The sequence below is a fragment of the Mesorhizobium sp. M7A.F.Ca.US.014.04.1.1 genome, assembly GCF_003998745.1.
GTDB lineage: Bacteria > Pseudomonadota > Alphaproteobacteria > Rhizobiales > Rhizobiaceae > Mesorhizobium > Mesorhizobium ciceri.
In genome coordinates, this window is record NZ_RZRW01001212.1 from 1 (window position 1) to 829 (window position 829).

1 protein-coding gene is annotated in these 829 nt (G+C 59.3%); it reads left to right on the forward strand.

The annotated features are described in order from the left end of the window. Window positions 1-75: 75 nt before the first annotated feature. Window positions 76-829, forward strand: a 754-nt coding sequence (locus EOA22_RS35640; RefSeq protein ID WP_245478790.1) for a caspase family protein, incomplete at its 3' end; no start/stop codon positions are given.

Here is an 829-nt window from a genome sequence, read left to right on the forward strand (position 1 = left end):
GGCTGGAACGAGCATGCCGATATGACCCACCGCCACGGATACTTGCGCATCCCGCTGCTCATGCTTTTCGCGATTTTGAGCACGATCGACGTTCGCGCCGCGGTCGAACAGAACGCCTCATTACAGCCGCGCAACCGGCTGGCGATCGTCATCGGCAACACGAACTACCAGAGCAAGCGTCTCGAGCACCTCGCCAACGCGGTCAACGATGCGACGAAACTGTCCGACAGCCTGAAGCGGCTGAACTTTGAGGTTCTGACTGGAACCGATCTTACCGCCGATGGCTTCGTCAAGCTTTTCCATGACGCCGAGGCGAAGCTGCCCGAAAGCAGCGCCGTGCTGATCTTCTACGCCGGCCACGGCATGCAGCTGCAGGGCGAAAACTACCTGCTACCAATCGATACGCCCGATCCGGAAAACCTGGACAAGCTGACGGCGCACGCCGTCAAGCTGAATGATGTGATCGCCAAATTCGCCAGTCGCGGCCGTCAGACCTTCATCTTCCTTGATGCCTGCCGCAACAATCCGCTGGGCAGCGGCGCCAACATCTCCAACGGTCTGGCGCAGGTCGAGGTCGGCGAAAACACGTTTGTCGCCTTCGCCACCCAGCCCGGCAACGTCACCGTCGACGGAACAGGCGAAAACAGCCCGTTCACCACTGCGCTTCTAAAAAACGTCGAAATTCCTGGCTTGAGCATTTCGGACATGATGATCCGCGTCCGCAATGAGACCGAGGCGCTCACCGTCGGCCGCCAGGTGCCGTGGGATCAGTCGAACCTGCGTGAACAATTCTATTTCACCGAACAGCAGATGCTCGATCCGGCGAAGT